We start from the raw sequence: 25,608 nt of genomic DNA on the forward strand, positions 1-25,608 counted from the left end.
ATAAATGTCTGAACAAATCAATGTAATTGAACCAATAAAAGATAGTGTTGTGTTGTCTACATCCAAAACTAAAGCTCCTGTAACAGTAAATGCAACACATAAAGGTGTTATGCATATAGGTGGTATAGACCTTGAGTGTTATGTACTTGAAGATGGTAGAAGGGTGTTTAACAAAAAAGGAATGGCTAAAGCTATTGGTTTAAAGTCTGATGGTGGTAATTCATTTATGCGGACCATAGGTCGCAAAGGATTAGGATCTGAAATAGATGACAGACTACAAAACTCTATTGAAAATCCTATACTTTTGAATTATTTGAGATCAGATCCAAATCATGCCTATGAGGCTGATGTACTCGTAGAAGTTTGTAAAGCAATTAAGCGCGCACATGATGCAGGAAAACTTACTTCGACTCAAAAAGATCTTTACCATCAATCAGTAGCTATATTAAATGCTTTTGCCAAAATTGGTGTCGTGGCATTAATTGACGAGGCTACAGGATACCAAACTGAACGTAGCCCAGATGCACTGCGCTTACTTGTTCAGCAATATTTAGAAGAAGAAAAAAGAGAGTGGCAGAAAGAATTTCCTGATGAGTTTTATAGAGAATTAAACCGAATATACGGTAGTCAGAGTACTGCCACAAGGAAGTCTGGAGCTATAGTCATCAATAAGCCACAGCATTTTGCAAAATTTACTAGGTCATATGTTTACGAACCTCTTGAAAATGGGGCAGTTTTAGAAGAATTAGATAAATTAAACCCAAAGATAGATGATAAAGGAAATAGGAAAAATAGATTTCATCAACATATGACAGAAGAGTATGGTGTAGAAAAGCTCAGACTCCAAATGAGAGAAGTTTTAACTTTATTAAAAATTTCTGACACAATTACTGAATTTAAAAGAATGTTTAAAAAGCGCTTTCCACAATCTGGTGATCAAATGGATCTTTTATAGAAATATAATTTGAATTGAAGCTTTCGAACATAATAAAAAGGACGCCTCTCAGCGTCCTTTTTACTCATCCAAACCTTTAATAGCTAAAGAATACTTTTCAACGTCAGTCTATTAACCTTTATGCTTTACATCTGCGTAGACACAATGGATAAGCTTATCCTAAAATAATTATACGTAACCGCTCTACTCATTGTCTTTGCACACTGGTAACGTCTATATCGTTAGTTAAAAATTATCAGTCAAAGCGCCATATAGGTGTGCTGATATTCATCTACAACAATAGAGAGAATAATAATGACAACACTAAAAAATAAAGTCGCGATTGTAACTGGTTCATCAAAAGGCATCGGCGCACAGATAGCTATATTACTAGCAGCAGCAGGTGCCAAAACAATTATTAACTATGCAAACGATGACGCAGCAGCCAATGATATCGTAAACCAAATTAAATCGGCAGGCGGTGAAGCTATCGCTGTGCAAGCAGATGTCAGTAATACTGAGCAAGTCGCCACGCTGTTCGAGACCACCATTAGTGAATTTGGCAAACCAGACATTTTGGTCAATAGCGCAGGTATGATGATTAATAAACCCATTGCAGAGACGACCGATGAGGATTTTGACCGTATTTTCTCTATCAATGTAAAAGGCACCTTTAATACATTGCGTGAGGCAGCGACCAAACTCAATGATGGTGGCCGTATTGTTAACCTCTCAAGCACCACCACTCGCATGATGCTACCCACTTATGGTACTTATTGCGCGACTAAAGGCGCAGTAGAGCAGCTGACCAGAGTTTTTTCTAAAGAAGTTGGGGCACGCAATATCACCGTCAATGCCGTATCGCCTGGACCAACAGATACCGAATTGTTCAATCAAGGTAAAACAGACGAAGCGGTTGAAAAACTCGCCAGCATGTCAGCTTTTAACCGTATTGGTGAACCAATTGATATCGCCCGTATCGTATCATTTTTGGTAAGTGAAGAAGCGGCTTGGGTCACTGGACAAAATATCGGTGCAAACGGCGGTGTCGCTTAATAGCGTTATCATATTGACGGTATGTCTATTAATACCTAAAACAAAACGACCAAACAAAAAAAGGACACCTCGCGGTGTCCTTTTTTCAATCAAATACTTAGCTGTTGAATATTATTCTTCAACGCCAGCGTCTTGACCTTTATATTTTGCATTTGCGTAGTCCCAGTTCACTAGCTTGTCTAGGAACGTATCTACGTAGTCAGGACGACGGTTACGATAGTCGATATAGTACGCATGTTCCCATACATCACAAGTCAATACAGCGATTTGGTCATGTGCAAGTGGGGTATCAGCGTTAGCAGTTTTAGCGATAGACAGTTTGCCACCGACTTTATCAGCGACTAACCATGCCCAACCTGAACCGAACTGAGTCAATGCTGCGTTTTTGAACTCTTCACGGAACTTGTCATAGCTACCGAAATCTTCTTCGATTTTAGCTTTTAGATCACCAGTAGGTTCGCCGCCGCCGTTCGTTGGCGTCATGCAGTTCCAGTAGAACGTGTGGTTCCATACTTGAGCTGCTTGGTTGAACATACCTTGTTTGCTGTCATCGTTAGCAGTCGCTAGGATGATTTCTGGCAACGTTTTGTCTTCTAGACCAGAACCTGGTAGCAAATCGTTAAGCTTGGTCACGTACGCATTATGATGCTTATCGTGATGATACTCTAGCGTCTCGGCACTGATATGTGGCTCTAGTGCGTCTTTTGCATATGGTAGTTCTGGCAATGTAATGTTTGACATAGTTATTTTATCCTTGCTGTTTAGCCGTTAGTTTATAAAGACTTCTTATAGAGACTGAATCTTACGCTATTTTTACGCCGTAAAAAACACTATAAAATAGCGGACTAAATTGGCTGAGTTTATTGTTTGAAATGAATCTTATTACTTGATACACGGTACTGCTCAATACAATATCACGTATTATTATGAATCCAAAATGAACCTAGCGGTTACTACTTGCTATTATTCTTTGCTTAAAAGCCAAGTGTTTGACTTCATGAGCATTTATTAATTAAATATTCAAAAGTTACAGGATATAACTCGCTGTAGCTTGGTGTGCATTATAGCAACAATGACCAAAAGTATCAGTTACCAAATGTTATAGACCGTACAATCAGTATAGCCATTGGCTATGTATTAGCGGATATTGCAACCTATTTCAAAAAGATAACTGACAAGTCAAATATGACTGGTAAATACGTTTATATCAACAGTAAAAGAATGCCAAAAGACAAAAACCAGATTAACCAGACTCTACGTAATTATTTAACGGAAAGACACTATGAGCAACACCAGTACTATCAACACTCCCCTACACTCGACACAATCAGCACCAAGTACCCAATGGGTGCTCGCCAGCAATAACAAAGGCAAGCTGGCTGAATTTAAACGGTTATTCGCTGAGGCTAATCTAGAGGTGACCATCATCCCGCAAGGTCAGCTCGATATCGAAGATGCGATCGAGGACGGCCTGAGCTTCGTCGAAAACGCCATTATTAAAGCCCGTCATGCCAGCCGTATCAGTGGACTGCCTGCTATCGCTGACGACTCAGGGCTGTGTGTGCCCGCACTCGGTAACGCCCCGGGTATCTACTCTGCTCGCTATGCTGGTGAGCATGGTAACGATAGTAAAAACAATGCAAAGCTCATCGCTGACTTGCAGCCTATTCGTACTGAGCACGCTAACGAGCCTATTAAAGGGTTATTTGTTTGTGTACTGGTAATGGTGCGTCATGCTGACGACCCACTACCGATTATCGCTCAAGGATTATGGCATGGTGAGATTTCAGAGACAGCGCATGGTGACGGTGGTTTTGGTTATGACCCATTATTTTGGTTACCTGACTTGCAAGCCAGTGCGGCCAGCTTGAGCGCTGCTGATAAAAACAGCATCAGTCATCGCGGTCAGGCCATTCAGCAGCTATTGGCACAGCTGCCTTTATAATTGCTCCTATAAAGGTAAGCAACATAAGGAAACATGACACCAAACAGATAATTTTTACTTTAATAATCAGATAGATTATACTGTTCTACTTTTAAAATTTTTGTCGAAAACCGTTATATGTCTGTATAATTCACCAAAAAGCGTTATTATGCGGTGCATTAACGGTTTATTATTGATATTTGATAGCATTTACAACCTCAGCAGTTTTATATTTTGTGCTGGCAGCGATTGCTACTGACACTGATATGGACGTTGCGGGCTATCATTGTCCCCTATTTATTCCAACGGCAATCCGTTGTACACGCCCGTATTTTGAGGCTCGGTTTGTCTATTACCATTTAATCCTAAGTACTGCTTAATTTTAAGTACTATCTAATCCTAAAGGTGTAATTAACATGGCTACAGATTTACAAGTCACAACCAACAAGCTATCTAACAAAGAAACTCAATTGACAGTTAAAGTACCTGTCGAAAAAATTCAAAACAAAGTCGAAGGCCGTATTCGCCAAGTTGCGAAAACTGCCAAGATTGACGGTTTCCGTAAAGGTAACGTCCCTATGTCACACATCCGCTCTCAGTACGGTGCTGGCATTCAACAAGAAGTTATCAACGATGTGATCCGTGATACTGTGTTTGAAGCAATCAAATCTGAAGACATCCGCGCTGTTGGCATGCCTAACATCGACGACGTAAAACTTGAAGATGATTTCTTGGTTTATCAAGCGACTGTTGAAATCTTCCCAGAAGTAGACGTACAAGGTATCGATGAAATCGAAGTTGAGCGTCATACTGCTAAGGTTGATGAAGCTGACGTTGACACCATGATCGAAAACCTACAAAAGCAACGTGAAGAATTCGTTGAGAAAAAAGGCATGGCTGCGAAAGACAACCAAGTGACTTTTGACTTTGAAGGTTCTATCGACGGCGAAAAATTCGAAGGTGGCTCTGCTGAAGACTTCAAATTGGTTATCGGTAGCAACCAAATGATTCCTGGTTTTGAAGCGGGTATCAAAGGCATGAAAGCTGGCGACGAAAAAATCATCGAAGTAACTTTCCCAGAAGATTACCAAGCTGAAAACCTAGCGGGTAAAGAAGCTCAGTTCAAAATCAACGTAAAACTGGTTGAAAAATCTAAGCTACCTGAAATCGACGATGCGTTCCTTGAGCTATTCGGCGTAAAAGAAGGCGGCGTTGAAAAATTAAAAGACGACGTACGCAAAAACATGGAACGCGAAATCAAAAACGCTGCGCGTAGCCAAGTTAAGCAAGCGACTTTTGACGCATTGCTAGAAAAGAATGAGTTTGACGTACCAAACGCTATGCTAGAGCAAGAAATCGAGCGTCAACGCAACATGATGATGCAACGTTTCTCTCAGCAGTTCGGCGCCAATGCTGATAGCTTCGATAAAGACATGCTACCAAATGAGCTATTTGAAGAGCAAGCGCTACGTGCTGCCCGTCTTGGCATCATCGTTGCTCGTGTTATCGATACCAAAGGCTTAGAAGTAGATCAAGCACGCGTTGAGACGTTCATCAAAGAAGCAGCTGAAAACTACGAAGATCCAGCAGAAGTGATCGAGTACTACACCACTGATAAGCAACAGCGCGCTAACATTGAGTCTGTTGTACTAGAAGACCAAGTGGTTGATTATCTAATCGAGCAAGGTAAAGTAACTGACAAAGAAGTGAGCTACCAAGACTTGCTAGCTGCTCAGCAACAACAGCAGCAAGCCATGTAGTTTAGACTGAGCGCTATCTGTTTTTAGGATACCTACTTTCAGATAGCACTCATGTTCTTAGCTCATAAAAATACGGCCCCGATCATCGATTGGGGCCGTATTTTTATGGGTAAACATAAATAGCAGTTTAGGTCAAAATAGTAATAAAACCCTAAGTTAAAACAGGAATAAATACGGCCCCTAAACCTAGCATAACCAACCCACGTTGGAACCAAAAATGACCGCCCAAACGCTGTTGCAACTGCTGATTAATCACCATACCCACTGCATATAGCCCCAACATAGAAACCATCATACCGGCATAAAAACCTAACTGACCTGATGCGCTAACCTGTGCTGGCAATTCTATCGCATGCGCCATACCATGAAATACTGCCAAGCCGCCAAAAGTCATACTCAGTAATGGGACGTAACTTGTATTTGGCGTGCTCGCTACTGATGTATTTAATGATGCAGCTTTTCCGCGCCATTGACCCATTAACACAAATGCCAATACTGCGACCGACAATAGTATCGCCATCTCAACCATGCCAGCGGCCGAACCAAACGCAGCACCACCTACCAAAGCACCGATAGTCGCTAATACCGCTCCCAGTGATAGTCCTCCTGCCAACGACATCATACCCAAGCGCTGCTTTTGCAATCCATAAAACAACATGCCCATACCAACTGCCAAAAACAAATGATCAAAGCCAGTCAGCGGATGCATCAACCCTGCTTGCAACGTGCCTAACAGCGATGATGTGTGCGCAGTCGTTGAATGAATATGCCCTGCATGTGCCTGCGCCAGTGACGGTAACATTAATGAAGTCATCATCACCGCTGAGCCAGCCACTATACTACGAGCGGATAGAGCCTGTGAAAAATGCGTTTTTGTTATAGTTTTTGTCTTGGTAGAGGCTGTCATGGGAGTGCTCCTTAATATTAATAATTTGGTTGTTCGTAGCTTGTTGTTCATAGTTAGTGAGCTTCTATTGGCTAAGCAAGCATGCCCTGCTCTTTGATAAAGGCAATAATCTCATTCAATCCATCCCCTGTTTTCATGTTGCTAAAGATAAAAGGTTTGTCACCACGCATTTTTTTTGCATCTCTTGCCATGACTTCTAGCGAAGCCCCTACCATTGGTGCAAGATCGGTCTTATTAATAATCAACAGATCAGACTTGGTAATTCCGGGCCCACCTTTACGAGGTATTTTATCACCTGCTGAGACGTCAATAACGTATAGGGTCAAATCAGACAGTTCTGGGCTAAACGTTGCCGCCAAATTATCGCCACCTGATTCGATGATAATCATCTCTAAATCTTCGAAAGTTGCTTGTAGTTCGGCAATAGCAGTCAGATTGATCGACGCATCTTCGCGGATAGCTGTATGCGGACAGCCACCTGTTTCTACGCCACGAATACGCTCAGCAGGCATGGCATCATTACGAGTCAAAAACTCTGAATCTTCTTTGGTATAGATGTCGTTGGTCACTACTGCCATATTGACCGTGTCACGCATGTTTTGGCACAAGCGCAACGTCAATGCAGTCTTACCACTACCAACAGGGCCACCAATGCCAAGGCGTAGGCACGATAAAGCAGAGGGCTGATTTTGGCGGTCATTATCAGTCTGTAAGTCTGATATAGATTGAGAGTTTTTTGGTTTGAGCGGGGTTAGAGACATGTTGAATTCCTAAAATAGTTTGTATATTAATAAGTATAAATAGAAATAAGGGTGTAGTTATGAGCGAAACAACCGACTGTATTGCTCCTCATGCATGCTTGAAAGGATAGCCAAATTGGGTAAGTTATTCGATATATTGAGCATCTCATAGAGGTCTTGGCATAGCTGCTGACAGTCTTGCTCTTCAAGCGAATCTGGCGATGTCATCAACTCATTGAAGGTACGTCGTAAATTATCGCTAACAGCATCAATCTGAGCTGCTAACTCACTTTGCAACTGCCACAGGATACGCTGGCCTGCCATCTGTCCTAACGGTACCGTCTTGACCGCAGCCAATACCATGTTCTCTAGTTGGGCGAAGCCATACGTGGTCATTGATTGTGCTAATGGTAGCTGCCAATGCTGTGCAATATGAGCAAAAAGTGGCAAGTATCCGTCTTCAGGTATCTCAGCAGGTATACCGAGGCTCAGCACTTCATTAAGCCAAGATACCATTGCTTGAGCCAGCTGTTGAGACTCAAGCACAAACTCCTTACTCTCTAGGCTGGCATGATAATCGTGTGCTAGATTTGCAGCTAGCGCGTCATTACCTTGACCAAGCGCTAGCATTATTAGCCCTAATACTGGCAACTCATAGCCGATAACAGCAAGCGCTAGATAGTCCTGCATAAATACCAGCGTACTGGCTTCATCAGAGATTACGCCTGACTCAATCGCTGACTCAACCCCTTGCGAATAGGTATAACTACCAATGGGTAAATTGCTCGATGCCAGCATCAGCAGCTGACCAAGTTGATCCGGCTGGGCAGACTGGGCACTGATATCTACCATCACTTTGGCTGCCCTACAATTTCATCATGATGGCTGTGGCTGTGGTTATTTTCATGTTTGTATTCATGGCTATCTGATGCGCCATGCGTATTGCCATGTATGTCGCTGTGCGAATGGCTATGCGATTCACTATTTGAATCCGAATGAGCATGTGAGTGAGAGTGAGAATGGCCATGTGAATGCCCTTGTCCTAACTGATATGCCCCTGTTTCAGGTTCAAACGGTACCGAAGCATCTTCAACTTGCAATCCAAGACGCTCTAACATTTGCGCCAGCACATGGTCATTCTCAAAATATAACGCATAGCCTGCATCACCGTGGTCAAAACTTTGGTCAAACATCAGTGGCACGTGCCGATTGCCTAAATGATACGCCCCTTTCATTAACGTAAAAACATCATCAGCGGTAACTTTGGTGACGACCTGAGGCTTAGCGATAACCTGAATCAACTCACCTGCCTCATTGATTAACACATCATCACCTTTGAGAGTACCTGTCCGAGGTAAGTCAATACCGACACTCTCGCCTGCAACCGTAGTGGCTTTAAATCTAGAATGCTGGCGAGTATCAAAATCTAAAAGTAGATAGTTATCGGTTTGATGCTGTTTTGCTAATTGTGTTCTTTGAGTGTCATTTGGAGCATTTAAACGGGTATTAAATATCTTCATCATTATTATACTCTGGCTGTTGTTGCTCAAACTTTTAAGGCGTAAAACTCACAATACGTAGGATAATAAAATACTTGGAATAACAAAGTGTTTAGAATAAAAAGTGCTTAGAATAAAAAGTAACGCTGTGCCATGGGCAATACATCGACAGGTTCACAGGTTAGCATCTCGCCATCGGCACGTACTTCATAAGTCTCAGGGTTAATATCCATATCAGGGCAGTAGCTATTAAAGCGCATGTCACTTTTCCGGATACTACGAATACCATGTACCGGCTCGATAACTTTGGTCAATCCAAGCTGCTTATCCACTTGCTTATCGATGGCAGCTTGCGACATAAAAGTAATACTGGTCTGGGCGATCGATTTTGGATACGTGGCAAACATAGGACGATAATGTACGGGTTGCGGGGTGGGAATAGAGGCATTAATATCGCCCATCGGCACAGCAGCGATGAGTCCGCCTTTGATGATGCATTCAGGCTTTACCCCAAAAAATTTGGGCGACCATAACACCATATCGGCCCATTTCCCCACTTCGATAGAGCCAACCATATCGCTGATACCATGAGTAATCGCAGGATTGATGGTGTATTTTGCGATGTAGCGTTTGATACGAAAATTATCGTTATCCGCGCTTTGGTCGTAGTTCGTCAAAGTAATACGTTGCTGCTCATCCTCTATGGTCGCTGTTGCATCAGGTGCTAGATGTCCGCGTTGCACTTTCATTTTGTGCGCGGTTTGCCAAGTGCGAATAACAACCTCGCCTACCCGCCCCATGGCTTGCGAGTCACTACTCATCATCGAAATCGCGCCCAAATCATGCAAGATATCTTCTGCGGCGATGGTTTCTTGACGAATACGGCTTTCAGCGAAGGCCACGTCTTCAGCGATAGCAGGGCTCAAATGATGACAGACCATCAGCATATCGAGATGCTCATCAATAGTATTGACGGTATAAGGGCGCGTTGGATTGGTAGAGGATGGCAAAACATGCGATTCGCCAATCGCTTTGAGGATATCAGGGGCATGACCACCGCCTGCGCCTTCGGTATGGAAGGTATGGATACAGCGATTCTTGAACGCTGCTAGTGTACTCTCAAGATAACCACTTTCGTTTAAGGTATCAGTATGAATAGCTACTTGCACATCATACTCTTCCGCGACACTCAAACAGTTATCAATGGCTTGCGGAGTGGTACCCCAATCTTCATGTAGCTTTAGTCCAACTGCGCCTGCTTCTATTTGCTCAGCGATGGGTTCTGGCACGCTCACATTACCTTTGCCCAGTAATCCGATATTCATAGGAATACTGTCGGTAGACTTTAGCATTGAGGCAATATGATATGCCCCTGGTGTACAAGTAGTCGCGAGCGTACCTTGAGCAGGCCCTGTACCGCCGCCTAGCATCGTCGTAACCCCTGACATAAGCGCCGTCTCGCACTGCTGGGGCGCGATAAAGTGAATATGGCTATCGACGCCACCTGCTGTGAGAATTTTGCCTTCGCCAGAGATGATTTCAGTAGCACCGCCAATCGCAATATCGATGGCAGGTTGTATATCAGGGTTGCCCGCTTTGCCAATACCGCTAATGCGACCGTCTTTGATACCGATATCTGCTTTATAGATGCCCGTATAATCCATGACCAACGCATTGGTAATGACCGTGTCGGCAACGTCGGCACCCAGTAGTTGCCCTTGACCCATACCATCACGAATGACTTTACCACCACCGAATTTAACTTCCTCACCTTTTATCTCAGTAGGTTTGCTAGCCTGCTCACCATTTTGCGGCGTATCTGCTTGATCGGTATCAGTACTCAATTGGCTCGTTAAGTCAGCCTCAACCTGTAGCCACAACTCCGTGTCGGCTAGGCGAACCTTGTCACCTGTCGTCGGGCCAAAATGCTCAGCATAAATATGCCGACTGACTTTCTTCTGCGAGGTAACTGGCGGGGTTTTATTATCCGTATTATCTGATGCGGCGTCTGAGCTAGCTGCACCCATCACTCGCCCTGCAAAGCCATATACTTCTTGCTTACCAGCATAAGCGACCAGTTCCACTTCACGTGACTGCCCCGGCTCAAAGCGTACCGCTGTACCAGGGATAATATTCAGGCGATAACCACGCGTCTGCTCTCTCTCGAAGCTCAAGGCATCGTTGACTTCGTAAAAGTGATAATGCGAGCCGATTTGGATAGGTCGATCGCCAGTATTGCTAACACTAATGGTCTGTACCTGTCGCCCTTGGTTTAAGATAATATCGCCATCTTGAATATGGTATTCGCCTGCTTGCATGGGAGTCGCCTTATTTTATAGTTATCAGTTTAATAAGATAGTCGATTCAATTTAAAAGTAGTACAAGGCAACCGAGCGTAGATGTATATCTAATACTTCAAACGAGGTTAACGCAGTAATAACTTTATAGTGGAATGACTATATACCGTTCTACACGATTGGATTATGCACCGTAACTAGTTTGGTACCATCAGGGAACGTCGCCTCGATTTGTACTTCATCCACCATCTCTGCCACACCATCCATCACATCATCAGTCGACAGATAGGTGGCACCTTCACTCATTAATTCGGCCACTCTTTTGCCATCTCTTGCGCCTTCCATCAGTAGCATGCTGATATAAGCAATGGCTTCGGGATAGTTAAGCTTAACACCTCGGTTTTTACGGCGTTCAGCCACCATGCCAGCCGTGAATAGCATGAGCTTGTCTTTTTCTGTTGGGGTCAAATGCATGGGACTTCCTTATTGTATTTATAATGCTCTGTGTCGCAGAGTAGCGTACTTCAAACGTTTAATGCCTTAACAAAAATGGCGATTGCGTCTTCTTTTATCAGATTAACGTTATAACAAATTAAGTAGTATCTAATCAAAAATCACGTATCCCAAATCCGTGGACGACACGGATCAAGCTGCCACCAGTGCTTACGTAAGACTTCTCTAAGCTGGTAGAACGCTTCAAAACATCCGCGCACATCTGAACCAATGTAGCGGATATTAATCGCTTGATAATTATGGGTGCAATAGACAGGTAGATCCGCGTCAGCAATTGCTTGCCGTAATACCAATATAGTACTGTCCAAATAACGGGTTAAGGCTTGCTTGGTCGTCGCTTCAATAGTCGCGGTTGATTTTTCTATTTTTGATGTCAGCGTCATTGGATTTTTGTGTACGTCATTTAAGTTCGGCACAGCCCAAAACGACCCATAGATATGCTGTCCTGCTAGCCCTAAATGCGATGTAAACCAGCGACTTTGGGCAGACTGGGCCACACGTTCAGCAACGATGACTTTACCTTCTCGGTAGATATTCAATCCTGTATGGTAATACCCTTGCAAAAACTGTTCATTATAGGCCTGCCGCCCAAAGACACCAATCTCCCATGTCAGGAGACTGGACGAATCCTTTAGTTCAAAACGACTCGTCGCATGCATATTGGCTTCATTATAAATAATGCTCTCTTGCGGCAACCATTCTAGGCGAGCATTTGTATCTAATGTGGCGCATACCTTTTGGCTAGCATATTCAGCCATGTTGTTTGGCACTGAGCTTATGTGGTCAGTATCATCACTATGCATAATGCCTTGTTCTACTAGCGATTTTTTATCACAAGCGCTTTGCTTGGGCGACTGTCGATGCGAGGTTTTGCTTTTTTGGCTGACACTGTCTTTGCCATACCATTTACCCGCTCCGGGTGTCGTGATGACAGCATGACTGTCGCTGTCTAAACGCAGGTCCATAGTCAAGGTATCACCACCTGCGATACCTGCTGGAGGATATAGCATCAATATATGACAAATACCCTGCTGCACATGCGGCTCAGGGTATAAAGGACGCTGTACCATCAAAGCGCCCGTATGCTTACGATGATAAAGCCGAGTTTTTGACTCAGCCGTGGCTATACCTTTGATAGTATTCGTACGTTTTACGGCGTCAAAATCTAAAGCTAAAGAAGAGGCCCAACTCATTTCATATACTCATCTACTAATTAGGGCGTATTGAACGTTAAATATAACACACCATTGTGATACTGAGAGGTCAAGCATTAAGCCGATCATACAAAACCCGGTGGTATAGTCATTCCACTATAAAAGTGTTACTGCGTTAACCTCGCTTGAAGTATTAAATATACATCTACACTCGGCTGCCCTGTACTACTTTTAAATTGAATCGACTATATAGGCAATTGATATAAAGAATTAGAGAAAGCAACAATATCAAAAGTGACAATGAAAAAACTTATGCAGCCATATATATATCAAACAACGTCACCCTATATATACAATCATTATGCCAACTTACTGACACTGGCTATCAGAGTAAACAATCCATACTATGCAAATTAATGATATTACTTGATTTTTGAGCACTGAAGCTTTCCGTCATATCAGCCACCTCGTTTTCACGACGCGTCAAATAGATATCAACTATTTTTATTTTCTTAGCATGCTCTAATTTGCACCAAAATTGTACAATTTGCTATCACAAATGCACCGTTTTTTAGCACTATCTTTATCTGTGATGTAGCATCATATTCACGAATAGTTAGTAGCTTGTACTCAATACTGAGACAGACTATCTGCTATCTTTATAAAGGGTTTGTAGGCAGGCCCCTTGATAAATGTATACAAACACCTTATTAATAGGGAGTCATTTATTATTTTTCACATTAAAAAGTTACTATTGCCACGATAAAAAAGTTACCATTAGCTCAATTATTTTTAGCGACATCTAGATCGTACCATTGCATCTAGCCAGTGTTAACAACAAGCGGTAGTATTTATCATGATAAGCACCCATAAAATCTTAACCGTTCGCTAATCCCAATCCCTTTATTTTATGTACTTATAAACAGGACATCTTTATGACAGATTATGATCGCATCACTGCCAACCCGCATTTTGATATGCTGATGAGTGCGCACAATGACATGCAATATACCCAAAGTGCACCTCAAGCTGCATTAGTGCCTATGGTGGTTGAACAATCATCACGCGGTGAACGCTCGTTTGATATTTTTTCACGTCTATTACGTGAGCGCGTTATCTTTTTGACCGGTCAGGTCGAAGACAATATGGCCAATCTTATCGTCGCACAGTTACTATTCTTAGAAGCTGAAAACCCTGACAAAGATATCCACCTATATATCAACTCACCAGGCGGTTCAGTGAGTGCTGGTTTGGCTATCTTTGACACGATGAATTTTATCAAGCCTGAAGTATCAACCATTTGTATGGGCGGTGCTTACAGCATGGGTTCATTCTTGTTGGCAGCTGGCCAAAAAGGCAAGCGTTATTCACTTGCCAATGCTCGCGTCATGATTCATCAGCCTTCAGGTGGCGCGCAAGGTCAAGCAACTGATATCGAAATTAATGCTCGTGAAATCTTAAAAACTCGTGCACGTTTGAACAAGATATTGGCTGAGCGTACTGGTCAACCAGTAGAAAAAATCGAAAAAGACGTTGAGCGTGATTATTGGTTGGATGCAGACGAAGCAAAAGAATACGGTTTGGTTGACGAAGTATTAGAGCGCCGCCCTACTTCTTTATAATTAGCCTATAACAGCCTTGATAAGCATCAACTGCCTGAGCACGATGCGTTTTGGCATTGATGCAAACAATCAAAATATTTGTAAGTTTTAAAATTTTAGGAGCGCCTTTTATGGCAGAAGACAATACCCCGCAGTGCTCGTTTTGTGGCAAAGCCAAAAGCGATGTGCAGCAGCTGATTGCCGCTGATGATGCCAATATCTGTAATGAATGTATTGAATTATGTACCGATCTAATCGCTGACAGCGCTGAAAACGGCGATGACGATAGCGAAATCGACACCTCTTGGGTCAATAAAAAATTACCGACGCCTAAAGAGCTGCGTGCCAAGCTTGATGAATATGTCATCGGTCAAGACGCTGCCAAAAAAGCATTGGCTGTTGCCGTTTATAACCATTATAAACGCCTAAAAGTTAGCCAAACATTGGCTAATGACAGCAAAAAAGCAAAGATTGGCGCTGATGATGCGATGGTTGAACTGGCAAAAAGTAACATCTTGCTTATAGGCCCAACAGGCTCAGGTAAGACATTACTGGCACAAACCTTAGCGCGTCTGCTTGATGTGCCTTTTGCTATGGCTGATGCCACGACCTTGACTGAAGCAGGTTATGTCGGTGAAGACGTTGAAAACATCGTGCAAAAGTTACTTCAAGCGTCTGACTATGATGTGGCAAAAGCTGAGCAAGGTATCATCTATATCGATGAAATCGACAAAATCAGTAAAAAAGGCGACAACCCTTCGATTACCCGTGATGTGTCAGGCGAAGGCGTACAGCAAGCATTGCTCAAGCTTATCGAAGGTACCGTGGCTGCTATCCCTCCACACGGTGGTCGTAAGCATCCACAGCAAGAACTGATTCAAGTCGATACCAGCAATATTCTTATCATCGTTGGTGGTGCATTTGCTGGTCTTGATGCGGTCATTCAGCAGCGTACTGAAAAAGGCGGTATCGGTTTCAACGCCGATGTCAGCTCAAAAGATGATAGCCGTCGTAGTTCAGATTTGCTACAGCAAGTTGAGCCAGAAGATTTGATCAAATTTGGTCTTATCCCTGAGTTGATTGGTCGTCTACCTGTACTCGCTGCATTACAAGAGCTTGATGAAGAAGCATTGGTACAGATCCTAACTGAACCTAAGAACGCACTGGTAAAACAGTATAAGTACTTGTTCGATATGGAAGGTGCTGAGATTAATTTTACGCAAGAAGCACTAGATGCCATCGCCAAAAAAGCCATGGAGCGTAAAACTGGTGCACGTGGTCTACGTTCTATCGTAGAGAATGCATTGCTTGAAACCATGTATGAGCTCCCTTCTATGGAGAACGCAAAGACCGTTATGGTTGATGCAGACGTCATCAATGAAGGTAAAACGCCTGAAATCTCTTAATTTATCGTGCCGTTAACATCACTAATTATGATTAATAAGTGATTACAACAAAAAAGCGTCTAGCAAAGTTTGCTAGACGCTTTTTTTATAAGTATTTTAACCCATCGCTAGCTATAGATTGGTGCTCTCCAAGTTAATCCCACAAAACCAGTCCTCAGAACGACAGTTAAATCCATATGATTTCGATACAAGGAAACCGAGTGCAAGTTATACATTAGTATGCTTAGCGAGGATGACTATGTAGCGGATTGATATGGATTGGACTATCTTATGGCAATTTCATATCACCATCTAACAACCAACCCATACGGCGCATCATGTAAGCAACCATGCCAGCAATCACTGCAGGTAATACAAACATCAATAAAACAATCGCTGTCCACAGCTGACCTGTACTCATGATTTCTTGCGACGCTTCAATGACCCCAAACACACCAACCAAACCAGCAGTGCCCATACCTGCCCCTGTAGCAGTACAGGCAAGCCCGAACCCTACTGTAGCGATAGGGCCGACGATAGCACTGGCGACAACGGCGGGCAGTAGAATCAATGGCTTTTTTAGCACATTGGGGATTTGCAACATACTAGTGCCCAAACCTTGAGATATCACGCCACTTACACCGTTGTCTTTGAAACTGGCAATCGCAAAGCCAATCATATGTGCTGCACAGCCGACTACTGCCGCACCGCCAGCCACACCGCCCAGCCCAATAGCAATACAGATAGCCGCGCTTGAAGTGGGCATGGTCAGCAAGATACCGACCACGACTGCGATGACAACACCCATTAATAAAGGCTGTAACTCAGTGGCTGCTTGAATACCTTGACCAATAGCCGCGACAGCAGCAACGACCGGTGGATTCAGTAGCGCACAAACGGCTAATGCGACGGCACAGACCAATAAAGGAATTAATAAAATATCCAACTTAGTCTTGCCAGCGACCCAAGTACCAGCACGATAAGCAAATACGGAGGTTAAATATGCTCCTATCGGATTGCCAGGTAATGCTACAAATGTCGCAGGCCCGCCTACTTGCGGGGTAAAAAGCGTCCCTGCCATCAAAGCTTCAGAATGTGCGCCCAGCATACCTGCTACCAAGCAACTTAGCATGACAAGCGTTGGTGCTTTTAGGTAGTAGGCAATGCCTACACCGATACCCGCCCCCATCAATATTGATGCTAGCTTACCGACTGCAACCAACGCAGGCAGATCTAACCAGCCACCAATTTGTGAGATGATAAGACCCGCTATCAATGTGACAAAGAGACCTAGAGCCATACCAGTAAAAGCATCGATAAAATACTTCTGAAAAAAAGATTTGATAACGCCAGTAGATGCAGGTGTTGAGTCAGATACAGTCATAGCCATACTCGTTGAGGAAGTAATGATAAGATATAATAAAAACACAAGGTAAAATAGCGTTACTAAAAATAAGAGACAAAAAAAGCGTCATTACGACGCTTTTTTATAAATAAACCATTAGAACTAATACAGCAACTCAATCTAACGGCGCTGCTCAACGATGATGGAGTCAATACCATTATTCTGTAAGCGCTGCTGAGCAGTCGTCACTGCTTGACGATTACTCATTGGCCGTGAGATTACTTGATAAATAGGCTCACCATTACCCGTTGTATTCTTGGCGACTCTAGCATCGACACCAGCCATCAATACCTGTGCACGGCGACGATCCGCTTCATCTGCATCGCCAAAGCTGTTTATCTGCAAAATGTAAGTCGCAGCAGGCTTGGCAGCCTGAACACTGGCAGTACCTGCACCACTTGCGCGATTGGTTGCACTACTGGTGCTATTGGTCGGTGCTGAGCCATCATAGGTCGCATCTTCTTCAACGATCACGATATCATCACTCGCAGCGTTGCCACGGCTAGGTTCGATCACGGTGTTTTCAGTAATGCCAAAATTGCCTGTATCTTCGTTGCTAGTCGCTGAAGCATCATTTGGCTGAGTGACCACGATATCAGGCTCAAAGGCCTCGATACCACCGATGCGATCATTGTTTATTTCACCAAAATCTTCATCAGGGATAGTCGCCATCTCTTGATTGGGTAAAATATCATAAAACTCATAATCGCCATTATCGGTATCAGTCTCGACTCGCGGCTGTACCTGACGATCAGGATCATTGTCGGCACTGCTATCAGCAGGACTGAAGTTAAATAATGGTGAGAGGTATATAAATACCCCGATCATCAATGTCAGTACTGCTCCGACAAACATCCATAACAAGCCTGATACGCTACTTGTTTTGCGCTTTTCAGTCGCACCTTTAGGTTTTTTGGCTAGCATGGATCTGGTTCTCCCTACTGAATCTATCTATCATTATCAAATTATTGCTATCAATCGTCTATACTCATAATACTACATATTATAAAGTTACTACATGTTAGCAGCTGACTACTTATTAGCAAGCGACTACATGCTAGACGGTGCAGACAATCCTAACAAACTAAGCCCATTGGACAATACCTGTCGCACTGCTTTAGATAAACGCAGACGTGCTTGCATCAAATCCATCTCTTCTTGACTAGGTGTCTCACCTGAGGTCAAGCTCACTGGCAAAATACGGTTGCTGTCATACCAACCATGAAACAGCGCTGCCAACTCTTTTAGGTAGTTAGTCAATACATGCGGCTCATAACCTGTCGCTGCACGTAATAGTGTCGCTGGATATCCTGCTAGTAGTTTAATCAGCTCGTCTTCATTAGGTGCGCTGAGCAGATTCTGATGCGCTAAGCCAACAGCATCATCTACAGTTAAATCATAGGTTGCCAGTTTTTCTAGTACACGGCAAACACGCGCATGCGCATATTGAATGTAATATACTTGATTGTCTTTGCTTTGCGACTTGGCAAGCTCTAAGTCAAAATCAACATGCACTTCAGGCTTACGTGCGACATAGTAAAAGCGTGCTGCGTCATTGCCGACTTCTGCACGCAGCTCGCGCAAAGTGACGAACTGACCTGAACGTGATGACATTTGTACTTTTTCACTGCCACGCCATAATGCGACAAACTGTACGAGTACCACGTCTAAACGTTCTGCATCGATACCCAGTGCTGTTAATGCTGCTTTTACACGTGGGACATAACCATGGTGGTCTGCGCCCCAAACGTTAATGACTTTGTCAAAACCACGATCAAATTTATTCTTATGATACGCAATATCAGAGGCAAAATACGTTGACTGACCATTAGCACGGCGTACCACACGGTCTTTTTCATCACCAAAATCGGTCGATTTAAACCAGATATTGCCGTCTTTTTCGTACAAGTAACCTTTGTCATCTAATATCTGTAGAACTGGCTCAATCTCACTATCGATAGAGCGCTCGCTAAACCAGCACTCATAGCTAACACCAAAGTCATTTAAGTCGTCTTTGATATCAGCCAAAATACTGCTCAATGCTGCATTCAAGAACAGCTCATATCCCTCACCAAGCAATGATTTGCTATTGGCAATTAGCCCATCAATATGCGCTTCTTTGTCGCCTGATAATAGAACTTTTTCGCCGTCTGCATTTATCTCAAACTGAGCGTCGGCAGGCACGTCTTTGGCAATGTCTGCAAAGCTATGCACATAGCTATCAGCATGTTGCGTCTTTAAAGTCTGTGCAATATCACTGACATAGTCGCCTTGATAGGCATTGACAGGAAACGTCACTTGCTCGCCATTGGTTTCTAAATAACGCAAATACGTACTGGTCGCTAGAATGTCCATTTGACGACCAGCGTCGTTGACATAATATTCACGCGTGACGTCATAACCAATCGCTTCTAGCAGATTAGACACGCTCATGCCAAATGCAGCACCGCGTCCGTGACCGACATGCAAGCTAGATGTTGGATTGGCAGAGACGAACTCAACTTGGATTTTTTGCCCTTCAAACTGATCACTTAAACCAAAACGATCTTGTAAGGTAAAAATATCGTCCAATACCGCAAATTTGGCTTCAGCGTTTAAAAAGACATTGATAAACCCTGGCCCTGCGATTTCTACTTGGCGGATGTCTTGGTTTTCAGGTAGCGCATTGACGATTTGTTCGGCAAGCTGGCGTGGGTTGGCCTTGGCAGCTTTGGCAGCAGTCAACGCGATATTACTGGCAAAATCGCCATGACTAAGGTCTTTAGTACGGGTGATTTGGCTATTGTTTTGCCAGTCAGTAGGCAGTGTGCCGTCGGCTTGCAAGGTATGAATAGCATCGTTGAATAGTGATGCAAGTGTATCAATTTGGGCTTGTGACATAGGGATTTGAACTCAATTAAATAAACAACAAAAACGATGTGAAAATGTGACGAGTGCAAGCAGTTAATAACTGCTCATTATAATAGCGACCGACATTGCAGGGGATAAAATAATACAAAAAGATAAGTAACCTGTAAATATAACAATCTTTACGCTTTATTGCACCATTTGCACCGAAATTAGTACTAAAATCTTACGGTTAAGACAGTCAGCTCTAATAGTTGATAGAGATGAAAGACGTAATTTATACTTTTACTAACTATAAAACATGAGAAAGCCGTGTAACAGCCGATACTCAAAGTAACTACTTAATGGATTACCACTGAGATATCAGCCTTATTGATTGTAGCGTTACTGTTGCTTGATACTGGGCAGTCGTTTATACCTGCCTGCTTCCACGTTATAATAATGGTTCGTACGACTCTTCTCAGATATATAAGAGGCGTTACTATTTTCTTATAGGATCATGCCATGTTTGCTATTGCTGCCAGTACTGTTACTAGTTGGGGATTGTACCTTTTATTGCCAATCTTTATCGCTTTCTTGTTTTTTATTATGTGGGATATCTCTAAAGAATCTCAAGCTGGACGCGCCGGTACATTTTGGATTTTCGTAGCGCTTGGCGCAGGCTGTGTTGGCTTCATCATCAAGATTGTCATGGAAGTCGCTTTCAAAAAGTGGTTAATCTAATCAGCGTTAGTCACTTTTTATAACCTTGCCTATTTTATAACCTCGCTGACATAGGTTGGTAAATCCCATGCACCACCCGCAAAGCCTCGGCACATTCCTGAGCTAGAATCTTCTGATTTGGCAAAAGTTTGACCATCCCAAACCCAAACTAGACGATTCCAGCAGTCACCCAATCCTCGATCTTTATGTACTGCCCAAATCTCACCATCAGAATAATCATTGCCTGCGGTGGTAATTAGCTGAGGGTTACGAGGTTTTGCATTATCTATAAGCCAATATCCACTAGCTGCGTTGTAAGCACCCATCCAACAGCTATGGACAGCTAAAGTATGAGTAGCATCAATAGGGATAAACTCCCAATCAAGCATACTAGAACCATACTCAGCCATCTGTTGATATGCCTCAGTTTTCGGGTTGACCAGTTCACAATCTCCCATTTTCTCTTCTGAACCTACTAAAAGAGGGTCATTAATATTTACCCACTTGTTTATATTGGCCTGAAAGTAAGCCTGTTTTGATGCGGATAGTGTCTTATTGTCTTTTTCTGAATAAGCGAATGCTTTTTTTATCACAGGTGTTGGCTTAGCAGATTTTGGTGTTTGCTTACTAGCATGATTCTTACTCACCAATGCTATTGACGTACCCACTCTGCCTTGTACTTCATCAAGTTTAAGCAACACCGCTCCCATACCTTTGTCACTAATCGTCCAGCGATCACTACCTACTCTTACTTCTATTTTTGTATTCAGGCGAGCGTGACGAAGCAATTGCTTGGTTTGATTTTCATCTAGCATATGCCTAGAATCATCATCACTTCTACTATTGATAGCGCCGTAATTTTTGTCATTTAGCCATAACTCAGTATGGCTAGATTCAGTACCAATAACAGTATTCGAGCTGTCATCAGATGATGACTGGTAAAACTCATCATCTGAATATATAAAGTCTACATATACTTTTGGCAAGGCTTTCTTCGGCTCTACAACTATTAATATTGAGACTGGATCGCTATTAGCACTTTCTTCAGCGTAGCCCGCTGCGCGGCAAGTCAAAGTGTTATCACAGACCACTTGCCAATCGTCTTTAACAAAGCCCCAACCTTCAAATGGATCACCATACGCATCTGATGCTACAGCAGGTAGCGAAAATAAACTGAACGTCATCAAAGCCATTACTAGTTTCACAATTCTTCTTCCTTGTGTTAGGGTCTGTTATAGCGACTATTTATGTTGACTGATGGCATTTCTACTACCCTAAAAAACTATCTTTTGGCAATTAATGTCGCGCGCATCGGGGCAGGATATCCTTCCATGGTTTTAGTCGAGTCATTAGGGTCCAAGAAGTCTGCTAGCGAATGATAAGTCATCCATTCTGTTTTGCGCTGCTCTTCCGTCGAAGTCACTGCTACATCGACGCAGCGCACATCTGAGAATCCAGCTTTTTCTAGCCAGCCAGTTAACGCTGCGACTGATGGTAAGAAATACACGTTGTTCATCTGCGCATAACGGTTATGTGGCACCAGTACGGTATTGGCATCGCCTTCAACGACCAATGTCTCAAGCACCAATTCACCACCTTTGACCAATTGTCCTCTGAGCTGTTGCAGATGCTCAAAAGGTGACTGGCGATGATAAAGCACACCCATACTAAATACGGTGTCAAACAACTGACTGTGCGCAGGTAATGCTTCTAGCGGTACGGGGATGTAATGTGTACGGTAGCGGCCCCTGTCCTTAGCATGAGCATAAGTATGAGCATCTGCCGCACCAACGAAATGACGAATCGCCATAAACTGATGGTAAAACAAGCATGATGGATCAACGATAATGACCGTATCCGCCCCTGCCCCTGCCATACGCCAACCGTGATAACCTGAACCACCGCCCACATCTAATACTCGGCGACCTTTTAATTCACCCAAATGCGGTGCAACGCGTTGCCACTTCCAGTCACTGTGCCACTCGGTATCAATCTTAATAACTGATTCATCATTGCCGATCTGACTGCCGATTTGACCGCCAATCTGAAAGGGCCCTTTACGCCATGGCATCAGCTGCTTTAACAGTGCCGTTGCTTGTTTACGCTCAGACTCATTAAGACTGGCGTCAATCGTCAATGTATCGCTGTTTAGATCGACATTATTGACGGTTAATGTTGGCAAACGAGCGACTGACGCTTGGTAGGCAGGTGCGTGTGCATAATTGGCTTTGTCTTTGATAGCATTTAACCATGTTGGTAATTGCTTAAGCCATTCATAAGCGATCGGCTGCTGCTGTGCCAGCTCTAGCAAGGTTAAATACAATTCGCGTTCAGCGTTGATGATAGTGTCGTTGAGCATAAAAGCAGGTTACCGTGTTGATTGAGAAATAACTGTGTGAAAAGTAAGGATTATTTAAACGCCACCACAGAAACAAAATTCAAAAACTGGAACCATGTCAAATGACGTTTGAAACCAACTTGTGCCAAACGTGCATGATGCTCATCTAAAGTATCCGTAATAAGGACATTTTCTAATGCATTACGTTTACCGCTAATTTCCATTTCGGTATAACCATTGGCACGTTTAAAATCATAATAACGCTCAACCAACCACGCATCATACTGCTCATCAAATGCATGAGTTTTTTCAGTCAGTACTAATATGCCGCCTTCACTTAATGCCGCATAAATCTTCTCTAATACCGCGACTCTATCGGCAGCTGGTAAAAACTGTAAGGTTAAATTTAAAATGACCATATCGCATGGTTCAAGCGCAACATCTCTAATATCAGCGGTAATCACTTCGATATCGTGTTCAGAATAATTTTCACTCAGTAATGTGGTCGCCTCTGTCGTCATCGCCGGTGAGATATCAATCGCCTTAATCTGCAAGTCTTGCGCCTCAAATTCGCCTGCTAGCGCCATTGTAGCCCCGCCAAGTGAGCAACCCAAATCATAAATACGGCTGACACGTTGAGCATTATTACCTTGCTGACGATACTTGCAATGACGACGGGCAAATATAGGGAGCATCGCCAGCACCTGACCATAACCGGGTACACTGCGACGTATCATATCGGGAAAACAAGCCACTACCTGCTCATCAAATGAAAAGCGCGACGCTTTATCCAGCGGTGTGGTAAACGGTTTGTCAAATAAGGTGTCATGTTTGATAGTAGTCTGAGATTGGCTCATGGTGCGACTCGTTTTTGGATAATAGAACTTACATTAGGAAATATTTGGCGATGTTGCTCGTCATTATGAAGCGAGACAAAGCAACGTATAGCTCATTCAATTTAACAAAGGTACAAAGCAACCGAGTGCAGATGTATCGGCAATATTGCATGCGAGGTTAACGCTGTCACTTGTTTATGGTGAATGTCCTATAGCAAAAACCCATTATAACATTACTGTTTGTTACTTATCGCGTTTGGCTCGCCTGCTAAGCTGATTAAGTAGCGCTAAAGGCTGTGAGACATTAAAAAGAAACATTGAAAAATGAAATCATCACAACCAAATACAGCACTTAACTCATATCTATAATAATAGGAAAAACTATGCAAACCATCATATTAGGCGGCGGTTGCTTTTGGTGCACCGAATCCGTATTTTTATCAGTGAAAGGCGTGCAATCTGTCGTATCAGGCTATATGGGCGGTGATGCCGTATCTGCAAATTACGAAGATGTTTGTAGCGGCACCACAGGACACGTTGAAGTGATTAAGGTCGAGTTTGATGACACTATCGTGCCATTAGAGGTCATCTTAGATGCTTTCTTTGCGACTCATGATCCCACTACGATGGATCGTCAAGGTAATGATGTCGGTAGCCAATACCGCAGTGTGGTGTTTTACACTGACGCAGATCAAAAACCAACCGTCGATCGTACCATTAATAAATTGCGCGATATGGGCGTCAGCGTGGTCACAGAAGTACATCCTGCCGTTGATTTCTATAAAGCTGAAGAGGCACATCAGGACTTCTTTAATAGAAACCCAGGACAAGGCTATTGCAACTTTGCAATTCCGCCAAAGCTTGCGAAATTACGTAAAGAATTCAGCCAGTATATGGTGAGTTAAACACTGAAAGTCGTCCTATTTACTTTAGAAGCCAAGGGTTTATACGCTTGGCTTTTTTATTGCATTTAGCGGTATGATAGTGACCAATGATATATGACAGTGATATCTTAGGAATAACCATATGAACCATGAATTTTGGCAAACACGCTGGCAAGAAAAACGCATCGGTTTTAATCAGTCTGCAGTGAATCCATTATTAGTAAAATACATGAGCCATTTAAACGTACCAGCAGGCGGTTGTATTTTTGTACCTTTATGCGGCAAGTCGATAGATATGGTATGGCTAGCAGCGCAAGGCTATGATGTGGTGGGTGTTGAATTAGTAGAAACAGCCGTACAAGAATTCTTTGCTGAACAAAATATCGTGCCCACCGTGCATAAGTATACAAATAGCCCTACTCTCAAATATTATCGAGGTCAGTTGTCGGGACAAACCATTACTTTATGGGTTGCTGATATTTTTGCACTGACAGCTAAAGACATTGGCCACATCGATGCCGTATATGACAAGGCTGCATTGATTGCCCTGCCAGCCGATATGCGTGCGAAGTATAGCGAGCAAGTTCGGCAGCTTAGCGATACTGCTGGTAAAGGATGTGCACCGCAATTATTAATCACGCTCAATTATGATCAGAGTCAAAGAAACGGGCCGCCCTTCTCAATTAACGATGAACAAGTACAACAGTATTATGGCCAGCATTATCAAATCACCGAACTGACTGGCGAACCTACTTCTATAGGATCGACACCTGATTTAACGGTGAAAGAGCATGTCTGGCTGTTAAATAACAAATAAAATGCTAAG

At 43.1% G+C, this 25,608-nt stretch carries 23 protein-coding genes; 9 read left to right on the plus strand and 14 right to left on the minus strand.

The genetic code is table 11. From position 1 onward, the window contains the following. Positions 1–4 precede the first annotated feature (4 nt). Both I6E61_RS13305 and I6E61_RS13310 read left to right on the plus strand, forming a co-directional pair. Positions 5–955, plus strand: a complete 951-nt coding sequence (locus I6E61_RS13305; RefSeq protein WP_197135192.1) for a P63C domain-containing protein — start codon at positions 5–7, stop codon at positions 953–955. A gap of 294 nt (positions 956–1,249) precedes the next feature. Further along, complete coding sequence (locus I6E61_RS13310) at positions 1,250–1,990, plus strand: SDR family oxidoreductase (protein ID WP_197135193.1); 741 nt, start codon at positions 1,250–1,252, stop codon at positions 1,988–1,990. Between the two features lie 111 nt (positions 1,991–2,101). Here the strand turns inward: I6E61_RS13310 and I6E61_RS13315 are convergent, their stop codons facing one another. Continuing rightward, positions 2,102–2,731 carry a superoxide dismutase gene (locus I6E61_RS13315; RefSeq protein ID WP_197135194.1) on the minus strand — a complete coding sequence of 210 codons (630 nt, stop codon included), beginning with the start codon at positions 2,729–2,731 and terminating at the stop codon, positions 2,102–2,104. Between the two features lie 541 nt (positions 2,732–3,272). Between I6E61_RS13315 and rdgB the strand changes: the two genes are divergently transcribed. Together rdgB and tig are read left to right on the plus strand one after the other, a co-directional pair. Further along, positions 3,273–3,935 carry an RdgB/HAM1 family non-canonical purine NTP pyrophosphatase gene (rdgB, locus tag I6E61_RS13320; RefSeq protein ID WP_227685936.1) on the plus strand — a complete coding sequence of 221 codons (663 nt, stop codon included), beginning with the start codon at positions 3,273–3,275 and terminating at the stop codon, positions 3,933–3,935. A gap of 395 nt (positions 3,936–4,330) precedes the next feature. Next, entirely contained in the window at positions 4,331–5,674 is a 1,344-nt protein-coding gene (gene tig, locus I6E61_RS13325) for a trigger factor (RefSeq protein WP_110924162.1), read from the plus strand. Positions 5,675–5,825: 151 nt separating this feature from the next. On the opposite strand, the gene I6E61_RS13330 is transcribed toward tig, so the two are convergent. From I6E61_RS13330 to I6E61_RS13360, 7 genes are all read right to left on the minus strand, one after another. Next, entirely contained in the window at positions 5,826–6,581 is a 756-nt protein-coding gene (locus I6E61_RS13330) for a HupE/UreJ family protein (RefSeq protein ID WP_197135195.1), read from the minus strand. A gap of 71 nt (positions 6,582–6,652) precedes the next feature. Then, entirely contained in the window at positions 6,653–7,342 is a 690-nt protein-coding gene (gene ureG, locus I6E61_RS13335; RefSeq protein WP_197135196.1) for an urease accessory protein UreG, read from the minus strand. A gap of 57 nt (positions 7,343–7,399) precedes the next feature. Next, positions 7,400–8,173, minus strand: a complete 774-nt coding sequence (locus I6E61_RS13340) for an urease accessory protein UreF (RefSeq protein ID WP_197135197.1) — start codon at positions 8,171–8,173, stop codon at positions 7,400–7,402. Continuing rightward, the gene (gene ureE, locus I6E61_RS13345) at positions 8,173–8,844 is read right to left on the minus strand and encodes an urease accessory protein UreE (RefSeq protein ID WP_227685939.1); all 672 of its coding nucleotides are present in this window, start codon (positions 8,842–8,844) and stop codon (positions 8,173–8,175) included. Before ureE ends, I6E61_RS13340 begins: the two co-directional genes overlap by 1 nt. 104 nt (positions 8,845–8,948) lie before the next feature. Further along, positions 8,949–11,138: an urease subunit alpha gene (ureC, locus tag I6E61_RS13350; RefSeq protein ID WP_197135198.1), complete on the minus strand. Its 2,190-nt coding sequence runs from the start codon at positions 11,136–11,138 to the stop codon at positions 8,949–8,951. A gap of 150 nt (positions 11,139–11,288) precedes the next feature. Further along, positions 11,289–11,591 (minus strand): urease subunit gamma, encoded by a 303-nt coding sequence (ureA, locus tag I6E61_RS13355; protein ID WP_194198228.1) that lies wholly within the window; start codon positions 11,589–11,591, stop codon positions 11,289–11,291. Between the two features lie 140 nt (positions 11,592–11,731). Then, positions 11,732–12,823: an urease accessory protein UreD gene (locus I6E61_RS13360; RefSeq protein WP_197135199.1), complete on the minus strand. Its 1,092-nt coding sequence runs from the start codon at positions 12,821–12,823 to the stop codon at positions 11,732–11,734. Between the two features lie 944 nt (positions 12,824–13,767). Between I6E61_RS13360 and clpP the strand changes: the two genes are divergently transcribed. Both clpP and clpX read left to right on the plus strand, forming a co-directional pair. Further along, positions 13,768–14,406 carry an ATP-dependent Clp endopeptidase proteolytic subunit ClpP gene (clpP, locus tag I6E61_RS13365; protein WP_110924211.1) on the plus strand — a complete coding sequence of 213 codons (639 nt, stop codon included), beginning with the start codon at positions 13,768–13,770 and terminating at the stop codon, positions 14,404–14,406. 110 nt (positions 14,407–14,516) lie between these two features. Further along, positions 14,517–15,791: an ATP-dependent protease ATP-binding subunit ClpX gene (gene clpX / locus I6E61_RS13370; RefSeq protein ID WP_197135200.1), complete on the plus strand. Its 1,275-nt coding sequence runs from the start codon at positions 14,517–14,519 to the stop codon at positions 15,789–15,791. 268 nt (positions 15,792–16,059) lie between these two features. Here the strand turns inward: clpX and I6E61_RS13375 are convergent, their stop codons facing one another. From I6E61_RS13375 to argS, 3 genes are all read right to left on the minus strand, one after another. Then, complete coding sequence (locus I6E61_RS13375; protein WP_197135201.1) at positions 16,060–17,154, minus strand: PTS transporter subunit IIC; 1,095 nt, start codon at positions 17,152–17,154, stop codon at positions 16,060–16,062. A 141-nt stretch (positions 17,155–17,295) separates the two neighbouring features. Further along, positions 17,296–18,099, minus strand: coding sequence for an SPOR domain-containing protein (locus I6E61_RS13380; RefSeq protein ID WP_197135202.1), 804 nt, complete (start codon positions 18,097–18,099; stop codon positions 17,296–17,298). A 126-nt stretch (positions 18,100–18,225) separates the two neighbouring features. Further along, on the minus strand, positions 18,226–20,055 hold the full coding sequence (argS, locus tag I6E61_RS13385) for an arginine--tRNA ligase (RefSeq protein WP_197135203.1): 1,830 nt from the start codon (positions 20,053–20,055) through the stop codon (positions 18,226–18,228). A gap of 471 nt (positions 20,056–20,526) precedes the next feature. On the opposite strand from argS, the gene I6E61_RS13390 reads away from it, so the two are divergent. Further along, the gene (locus I6E61_RS13390; RefSeq protein WP_197135204.1) at positions 20,527–20,745 is read left to right on the plus strand and encodes a DUF2788 domain-containing protein; all 219 of its coding nucleotides are present in this window, start codon (positions 20,527–20,529) and stop codon (positions 20,743–20,745) included. 29 nt (positions 20,746–20,774) lie between these two features. Here I6E61_RS13390 and I6E61_RS13395 read toward each other — a convergent pair whose 3' ends face one another. The 3 genes from I6E61_RS13395 to cmoA form a co-directional block, all read right to left on the minus strand. Next, positions 20,775–21,929: a DUF1176 domain-containing protein gene (locus tag I6E61_RS13395; protein ID WP_320158595.1), complete on the minus strand. Its 1,155-nt coding sequence runs from the start codon at positions 21,927–21,929 to the stop codon at positions 20,775–20,777. Between the two features lie 77 nt (positions 21,930–22,006). Further along, entirely contained in the window at positions 22,007–23,083 is a 1,077-nt protein-coding gene (gene cmoB / locus I6E61_RS13400) for a tRNA 5-methoxyuridine(34)/uridine 5-oxyacetic acid(34) synthase CmoB (protein ID WP_197135205.1), read from the minus strand. A gap of 50 nt (positions 23,084–23,133) precedes the next feature. Beyond that, positions 23,134–23,919, minus strand: a complete 786-nt coding sequence (cmoA, locus tag I6E61_RS13405; RefSeq protein WP_197135206.1) for a carboxy-S-adenosyl-L-methionine synthase CmoA — start codon at positions 23,917–23,919, stop codon at positions 23,134–23,136. 362 nt (positions 23,920–24,281) lie between these two features. Between cmoA and msrA the strand changes: the two genes are divergently transcribed. Together msrA and tmpT are read left to right on the plus strand one after the other, a co-directional pair. Then, positions 24,282–24,803: a peptide-methionine (S)-S-oxide reductase MsrA gene (msrA, locus tag I6E61_RS13410; protein WP_194198217.1), complete on the plus strand. Its 522-nt coding sequence runs from the start codon at positions 24,282–24,284 to the stop codon at positions 24,801–24,803. A gap of 121 nt (positions 24,804–24,924) precedes the next feature. Continuing rightward, the gene (tmpT, locus tag I6E61_RS13415) at positions 24,925–25,599 is read left to right on the plus strand and encodes a thiopurine S-methyltransferase (RefSeq protein WP_194198216.1); all 675 of its coding nucleotides are present in this window, start codon (positions 24,925–24,927) and stop codon (positions 25,597–25,599) included. Positions 25,600–25,608 lie beyond the last annotated feature (9 nt).

It is taken from the genome of Psychrobacter sp. NZS113 (assembly GCF_015864825.1).
Lineage (GTDB): Bacteria > Pseudomonadota > Gammaproteobacteria > Pseudomonadales > Moraxellaceae > Psychrobacter.